9 protein-coding genes are annotated in these 7237 nt (G+C 59.1%); 5 read left to right on the forward strand and 4 right to left on the reverse strand.

Annotation, left to right across the window (positions count from 1 at the left end; genetic code table 11):
- The first annotated feature begins 189 nt into the window (after positions 1 to 189).
- On the forward strand, positions 190 to 336 hold the full coding sequence (locus ACW9H9_RS27925) for a gp19.5 family protein (protein WP_457346596.1): 147 nt from the start codon (positions 190 to 192) through the stop codon (positions 334 to 336).
- 26 nt (positions 337 to 362) lie between these two features.
- Here the strand turns inward: ACW9H9_RS27925 and ACW9H9_RS27930 are convergent, their stop codons facing one another.
- From ACW9H9_RS27930 to ACW9H9_RS27940, 3 genes are all read right to left on the reverse strand, one after another.
- Positions 363 to 824: a hypothetical protein gene (locus tag ACW9H9_RS27930; protein ID WP_457346595.1), complete on the reverse strand. Its 462-nt coding sequence runs from the start codon at positions 822 to 824 to the stop codon at positions 363 to 365.
- The gene (locus tag ACW9H9_RS27935) at positions 754 to 1917 is read right to left on the reverse strand and encodes a polymorphic toxin type 44 domain-containing protein (RefSeq protein WP_457346594.1); all 1164 of its coding nucleotides are present in this window, start codon (positions 1915 to 1917) and stop codon (positions 754 to 756) included. Before ACW9H9_RS27935 ends, ACW9H9_RS27930 begins: the two co-directional genes overlap by 71 nt.
- 251 nt (positions 1918 to 2168) lie before the next feature.
- Entirely contained in the window at positions 2169 to 3116 is a 948-nt protein-coding gene (locus tag ACW9H9_RS27940) for a LysR family transcriptional regulator (protein WP_457346593.1), read from the reverse strand.
- A 131-nt stretch (positions 3117 to 3247) separates the two neighbouring features.
- Here ACW9H9_RS27940 and ACW9H9_RS27945 point away from each other — a divergent pair, with 131 nt between their 5' ends.
- The 4 genes from ACW9H9_RS27945 (at position 3248) to ACW9H9_RS27960 (ending at position 6601) form a co-directional block, all read left to right on the forward strand.
- Positions 3248 to 4774 (forward strand): CoA-acylating methylmalonate-semialdehyde dehydrogenase, encoded by a 1527-nt coding sequence (locus tag ACW9H9_RS27945; protein ID WP_457346592.1) that lies wholly within the window; start codon positions 3248 to 3250, stop codon positions 4772 to 4774.
- 15 nt (positions 4775 to 4789) lie between these two features.
- Positions 4790 to 5677 carry a 3-hydroxyisobutyrate dehydrogenase gene (gene mmsB, locus ACW9H9_RS27950; protein ID WP_457346591.1) on the forward strand — a complete coding sequence of 296 codons (888 nt, stop codon included), beginning with the start codon at positions 4790 to 4792 and terminating at the stop codon, positions 5675 to 5677.
- Positions 5678 to 5823: 146 nt separating this feature from the next.
- Positions 5824 to 6396, forward strand: coding sequence for an N-acetyltransferase (locus ACW9H9_RS27955; RefSeq protein WP_457346590.1), 573 nt, complete (start codon positions 5824 to 5826; stop codon positions 6394 to 6396).
- 40 nt (positions 6397 to 6436) lie between these two features.
- Entirely contained in the window at positions 6437 to 6601 is a 165-nt protein-coding gene (locus tag ACW9H9_RS27960) for a hypothetical protein (RefSeq protein ID WP_457346589.1), read from the forward strand.
- A gap of 70 nt (positions 6602 to 6671) precedes the next feature.
- Here ACW9H9_RS27960 and ACW9H9_RS27965 read toward each other — a convergent pair whose 3' ends face one another.
- Positions 6672 to 7016 (reverse strand): cupin domain-containing protein, encoded by a 345-nt coding sequence (locus tag ACW9H9_RS27965; RefSeq protein WP_457346588.1) that lies wholly within the window; start codon positions 7014 to 7016, stop codon positions 6672 to 6674.
- Between the last annotated feature and the right edge of the window lie 221 nt (positions 7017 to 7237).

Below are 7237 nucleotides of genomic sequence, written 5' to 3' on the forward strand. Positions count from 1 at the left end.
GGCAAACTCAGCGGCCAAGGCCATGATGAGTTACACCACTTCCTGGGACACGATCCTTTACCCCACTCCTGTGAGTGATACTGCCAATGACCTTGCTGCGTTGCTGGCTGGGTGTCTTAGGGCCGGAAAGGATCAGGTTCACCTGCACACGCCTTCAAGCGGGCAACAACATTAGGAGATGTTTTAGCCGTGTCGATCCGCACTCTGGCTACCCACCGTGTCACCTGTCGATTTCTTGGTTTACTCCTTGTCAGTCTGGGAGTTAGCCAAGGTGGTCCTCTGGTCGAAGGCCTTGGGAATGTCGTCTGCGTTCTACTTAGTGGCTGTGATGGGTGACCTTGCCGTGGTGCTGGTTGGGCACCTTAAGGCCGGAAAGGGTCAGGTTCACCTTCGCATCTTTTCAAACGAGCAATAACGTCAGGATCTGTTCTTTCGACATCAACCTTACCCGTTCCATCGAGGTAGACGTCTATCGTTGTCCAGCGCTTGGGGGTAATATCGATGCATTTCCGTAAACCTCTGTCTGTCCACCAAAAGAACATCATAAAGAAGTTCTCATCAGGGAATACATAACCAAACTCCGATGTAGCTTCGCCCGGTAGCATCCGCTGTCGAGTAATCTGGTCGTGCGTGTTCCAAAGTAAGCGCAGTTCGTCCGTTGCTTCTTTAGGGTAGTGGATAATTACGCCGGGAGTAGCAAAGTACCAAGTCACCAGCGGCGCTATCAATAGGAAAAAGACCAAGTAACGAGCCTTAATTTTCCTTACATTTGTGCTCAATGACGCCTGCTCCCCATTCCTGTGGTGTAACTGCAAGAACCTCATCCATAACCATTTTTGCTGTCAGCCCACCAGTTGGGTGCTGGTTAAAGAGTTTAATTCCGATACTAATAGATATACGGTCTGGGTCGTCGTCCCAGGCACGGAGACCGTCAACATTTTCAGCGCGATGGGGACCTCTGTGCTTCCGTCTTTCCGCTGGTTTCGTTATATCACTTACTTTTCCCCAAGTGTCTGAAACTATCTGCTCGGCTCCTGCCCCATCTGCAAGTACGCTTTCAGAGAAGCCCGCAACGCGGCCCACATAGCCATAGTGGACGTTCGACCAAATATCATAAAAATAGTCGTACTTTCCTTGTTTATGCCAAATGCCGCCAAATGCTGCACGGATTTTGGGCTTATGGTCCCAAGGACGATCTTGGCCCACTCGCTCAGTCCAGATAGCAAAAGCCTTGGCTTTCTTCCCCAGCGCCAAGCTGTAGAAGTCCGGCCCCGGCCCGAGCCTCATGTAGAACGGAAGCTCTGCGTACTTGCGTGTTTCCGCCGCTGGGTCAAAGCTATTCAAATCCTGCATCTGCCGAACTTCTGCGCTCTTTATGTTGCGGTTCATCTCATCGGCAATATAACTCGCCAGCTCCTGCATCCTGTCTGGATCTTTGCAGACCTTCGGTTCCGCTTTCTCTTCAGGTTTCAGCTCAGGCTCCTTACCTGTTGCCTTAGGATCTACCAAGGCGTTCGCCGCCAAGGCTTTCTCCTTGAGATTGGGGTCGGCCAACAAGGTCGCCATCTTCTCATCGTCCACGGAGCCGTCTGGCCGGAAGGCTCCCAGCGCCATGAAGTTAATAATGGTCGCGCCACCAGTGTCCCCCATGACGAAGCCGCCACCCACATCGCCAGACCCAGTGATGATTGTCCCGCCGTGGCTGGTAAGGCTCCCTAAGTGGGCCATAGGACGGCCATTTACTTGAATAGAGGGAAAACCTGTCGTGATGACCGCCCCGCACCCACACGTATCGCCCACACGGGCAGCGCCCATAAAGTTGATGTTTACGTCACCACTTGCAGACGCAATGGGGGTAGTACCGTGCCCCGGCAACGGGCAGAGGTGTTTGTCGCCCAGTCGAGCAGAAGAAATCATCGAGCATCGTCCTTGCGTCTTTCGTCCGTAGACAATAGCCTTCAAGCTAGCGCGTGGCAGGCTACGGGAAGCGTCGAGGAGGGTATGCAGGAAACGTCTGAATCTGAGCGGTGTAAAAGCCGCAAAAAATTTCATAGGGCGACGTCATAGCCCAAAACTGGGAAGGTTCCTCGGTGAACGAGCGCTGTTACACGTCGCTGCAGGTGCATGCCTAACCGCTACGATGTGGCTCCCTCACTCCTTGCAGATGCTCAATCTGCAAACCGAAGCTCCCGCGTTTCCCCCAACAACAACGGGCCATTGAGCTCCGTCACCTCCCTGATGTAATCCCACAACAGGGTGATGCGCTTGAGCTTCCTCAAATCCTCCCGGCAATACATCCAGAACTGCCGCGTAATCGTGACCTCCTCCCCCAACACCGGCAGCAACCGCGGGTCCTGCGCCGCCAGAAAACACGGCAGTATCGCCAGCGACCGCCCTTGCTGCGCCGCCACGTACTGCGCGATCACGCTGGTGCTGCGCAAGCTGGCGCTGGCGCCGGGCACCAGGTTGGCCAGGTACAGCAGCTCCGAGCTGAACGCCAGGTCATCGACATAACTGATGAACGGATGCTCGGCCAGGTCCGCCGCCCGGCGGATCGGTGGGTGTTGGTCGAGGTATTCCCGGGTTGCGTAGAGCTGCAACTTGTAGTCACACAGTTTGCAGCACACGTAGGGCCCATGTTCGGGCCGCTCCAGGGCGATGACGATGTCGGCCTCGCGCTTGGACAGGCTGATGAAGTGGGGCAGGGGCAGGATGTCCACCGAGATGGCCGGGTAGGTGTCGACGAAATGGCTCAGTTGCGGGGTGATGAAAAAGCTGCCGAAGCCTTCGGTGCAGCCCATGCGCACATGCCCCGAGAGTGCCACGCCGGAGCCGGACACTTGTTCGCACGCCATATGCAGGGTGCTTTCGATGGACTCGGCGTAGCCCATCAGGCGCTGGCCTTCGGGGGTCAGGACGAAGCCGTTGGTGCGCGACTTTTCAAACAGCAGGGTGCCCAAGGATCCTTCAAGTGAAGTGATGCGCCGCGACACGGTGGTGTAGTCCACCGCGAGGCGTTTGGCGGCGGTGCTGGCTTTGCGTGTGCGCGCCACTTCAAGGAAAAACTTCAGGTCATCCCAGTTCAGGGAGCCCAGCGACGTGATGTTTTTTTGCATGTTGGACCGGCTTTTATGTGCGTTCTTATTGGAAGTTTGCACATCTATACTCCAAAAACCGCCTCAATGCCTCATCCCCCAGGCGATTCAACGCCTCGGTTCTCTACATAAATACAAGACTTGGAGACCTCATGAACGCATCGCTTACGTCTGCCGACACCACCGTGCAAAAGGTCAAGTTGCTGATCAACGGCGAGTGGGTCGAGTCCCAAACCACCGAGTGGCAAGACATCGTCAACCCGGCCACCCAGCAAGTCCTGGGCAAAGTCCCGTTCGCCACCGCCAGTGAAGTGAACGCCGCCATCGACGCCGCCCATCGCGCCTTCCAGAGCTGGAAGCTGACGCCCATCGGCGCGCGCATGCGCATCATGCTCAAGCTGCAGGCCTTGATCCGCGAGCACTCCAAGCGCATCGCCGTGGTCTTGAGCGCCGAACAAGGCAAGACCATTGCCGATGCCGAGGGCGATATCTTCCGGGGCCTGGAGGTCGTCGAACACGCGTGCTCCATTGGCATCCTGCAAATGGGCGAGTTCGCCGAGAACGTGGCGGGCGGCGTGGACACCTACACCCTGCGCCAACCCATCGGCGTGTGCGCGGGCATCACCCCGTTCAACTTCCCGGCGATGATTCCGCTGTGGATGTTCCCGATGGCCATCGCCTGCGGCAATACGTTTGTGCTCAAGCCGTCCGAACAGGACCCGCTGTCCACTATGCTGTTGGTCGAGTTGGCGGTGGAGGCCGGGGTTCCGGCGGGCGTACTCAACGTGGTGCACGGCGGCAAGGACGTGGTGGATGCCCTGTGCACGCATACAGACATCAAGGCCGTGTCGTTCGTGGGCTCCACGGCGGTGGGGACGCACGTCTACGACCTGGCGGGCAAACACGGCAAGCGCGTGCAGTCGATGATGGGCGCCAAGAACCACGCCGTGGTGCTGCCGGACGCCAACCGCGAACAAACCCTCAACGCCCTGGTGGGAGCAGGCTTTGGCGCGGCGGGCCAGCGCTGCATGGCGACTTCGGTGGTGGTGCTGGTGGGGGCGGCCAAGCAGTGGCTGCCGGACTTGAAAGCGCTGGCGCAAAAACTCAAGGTAAACGCCGGCAGCGAGGCGGGCACCGACATCGGCCCGGTGATTTCCAAGCGCGCCAAGGCACGTATCCTGGACCTGATCGAGAGCGGCGTAAAAGAAGGCGCCACGCTGGAACTGGACGGTCGCGGCATCAAGGTGCCGGGCTTTGAACAAGGCAACTTCGTGGGCCCCACCCTGTTCTCGGGCGTGACCACCGACATGCAGATCTACACCCAGGAAATCTTCGGCCCGGTGCTGGTGGTGCTGGAAGTCGACACCCTCGACCAGGCCATCGCGCTGGTCAACGCCAACCCCTTCGGCAACGGCACCGGCCTGTTCACCCAGAGCGGCGCGGCGGCGCGCAAGTTCCAGAGCGAGATCGACGTGGGCCAGGTCGGCATCAACATCCCGATCCCGGTGCCCGTGCCGTTCTTCAGCTTCACCGGCTCGCGCGGTTCGAAACTCGGCGACCTGGGCCCGTATGGCAAACAAGTGGTGCAGTTCTACACCCAGACCAAAACCGTCACCAGCCGCTGGTTCGACGACGACAGCGTCAACGATGGCGTGAATACCACCATCAACCTGCGCTGAACCCGGGAGACGACCATGAAGATTGCATTTATCGGCTTGGGCAACATGGGCGCGCCCATGGCCCGCAACCTGATCAAGGCTGGCCACGCGCTGAACCTGTTCGACCTCAACCAGAGCGTGCTCAACGAACTGGCCGAGCTGGGCGGCACCATCAGCGCCTCGCCGCGCGACGCCGCCCAAGGCGCCGAGCTGGTGTTGACCATGCTTCCCGCCGCTGCCCATGTGCGCAGCGTGTGGCTGGGTGAAGACGGCGTGCTTGCGGGGATCGGCAGCGGCGTCCCGGCGGTGGATTGCAGCACCATCGACCCCCAGACCGCCCGCGACGTTGCCGCCGCCGCCGCCAAACACGGCGTGGCCATGGCCGATGCGCCCGTGTCCGGCGGCACCGGTGGCGCACAGGCGGGCACGTTGACCTTCATGGTCGGCGCCACCCCGGCGCTGTTCGCCACCCTGCAACCCGTGCTGGCTCAGATGGGCCGGAACATCGTGCATTGCGGCGAGGTGGGCACCGGGCAAATCGCCAAGATCTGCAACAACCTGTTGCTGGGTATCACCATGGTCGGTGTCAGCGAAGCCATGGCCCTGGGCAATGCGCTGGGGATCGACACCCAAGTGCTGGCGGGCATCATCAACAGCTCCACCGGCCGCTGCTGGAGTTCGGACACCTACAACCCGTGGCCGGGCATCATCGAAACCGCCCCGGCATCGCGGGGTTACACCGGCGGCTTTGGCGCAGACCTGATGCTCAAGGACCTGGGCCTGGCGACCGAAGCCGCACGCCAAGCCCAGCAGCCGGTGGTGCTTGGCGCGGTGGCGCAGCAGTTGTATCAGGCGATGAGCCTGCGGGGGGAGGGCGGCAAGGACTTCTCGGCGATCGTCAACGGTTATCGCAAACCGTTGTAACGGGTTGCTTTAACGCATGGCGAGCGCAGTCGTGCTGCTCGCCATGGCCGATTTGAGTGGCTGGCTGAAAGATCTTGCATTCATGGGCCGCTCGAAATGTCCGGCCGTGCTGGTATGGTTTTCGTCCTTTTCGGGAACACCGCTTTGTGGTTTTCCTCACCCCCCGGACGACTCTCATCGGTATGGCGCGTCAATATCCCAACCCCCTCAAGTACCTGGTGTTCCAGTCGCAGGCCAGAAAATCGACAGTGGAGTTTTTCGGCTCGCGGATAACGCTCGGTAGCGGGCAGGCACTGGACGGATCGCTCGTCCGATTGGATGTTATTGATAGGCAAGCACTTGAAGCGTTTTACCTGTGGGAGGGCGAGGTTCGGTTTCCCTGGGAGGACGTTCCCGCCTGGAAAGTAAGCGACGTCAAAGGTTTTGACTTGGCTATCTGGTATGAGCAACACCTGTGCGGACTGTGTTACGCAACGCCTCGCGACAGCAAAATCACCATCAAGATGGTGCTCCTTGAAGGCAGTCCTGATAAGTGCCATCCGTTGAGAGGTTTTATTGCCGCCCTGGCATTGAGTGCGATTGACGCTTATGCGCGGATGATTGGCTGCAAATATATTGAAATCCAGGACCCTGAATCGGGTGTAGTGCCCCTGTACGAACAGTTAGGCTTCGTCTTTGACAACCGCCGTCGCCTTGTGATCTCTGTGGAGCCCGCCTAAGATGGCCGAAGGTCTACAGCCCCGAAAGGAGCCTTCTTGTATGAAGACGAATGCCAAGAAAACTCAGCCGGCCTTAAGCGTTGCCGGGCAAGCAAAAAAGCGCGGCGTATCCCTATCGGCCAATCAACAGCAGTTCTTGGCCGTCGCGCTCGAGCAGGGTGCGCAGCTTGAGCCAGCGGGTGTGCTGGCAGGCGTGGGGCGATAGGCTTTTCTTGTGAAAACCGCCTGTTCAGAGGCGGTTTTTATGAATCGCTTTCTGCCTGGCCACCACCCGCTCAAGCAAACACAAAATACTTACGCACCGTCTCGACCACTTCCCACGTCCCTTTCATTCCAGGTTCCACCACAAAGATATCCCCGGCCCGCAGGTGGATCGGTGCCATCCCGTCCGGGGTGATCACGCAGTAGCCTTCCTGGAAATGGCAGTACTCCCACTTCACGTAGTCCACCCGCCATTTGCCCGGGGTGCAGATCCAGGTGCCCATGATCTTGCTGCCGTCTTCGCTGGTGTAGGCGTTGAGGTTGACGGTATGCGGGTCGCCTTCGAGTTTTTCCCATTTGCAGGCGTCCAGCACGGGCAGGGGGTGAGTGTCGCGCAGTACGGTGATCGGCTTGGCCATGAGGGCTCCAGGGCAGTGAATGCAAAGGTGAACCCTACTGCCTCGGGCAGGCGGGGGATGGTCTGAACTCGACATCGGGATGCTCAGAAGCGCAGGGGCAACCCTCTGCAACGGGCTGCTGATTACGCTGGCGGTGGTGTGAAATTTCCGTGCGTCAATCGACCGTTTGGGACTGTCAGATTTTTTGTGTGCGGGCCGGTAACGGCCTGCCGTCAGGCAGG

The sequence above is a fragment of the Pseudomonas sp. SDO5215_S409 genome (assembly GCF_054071325.1).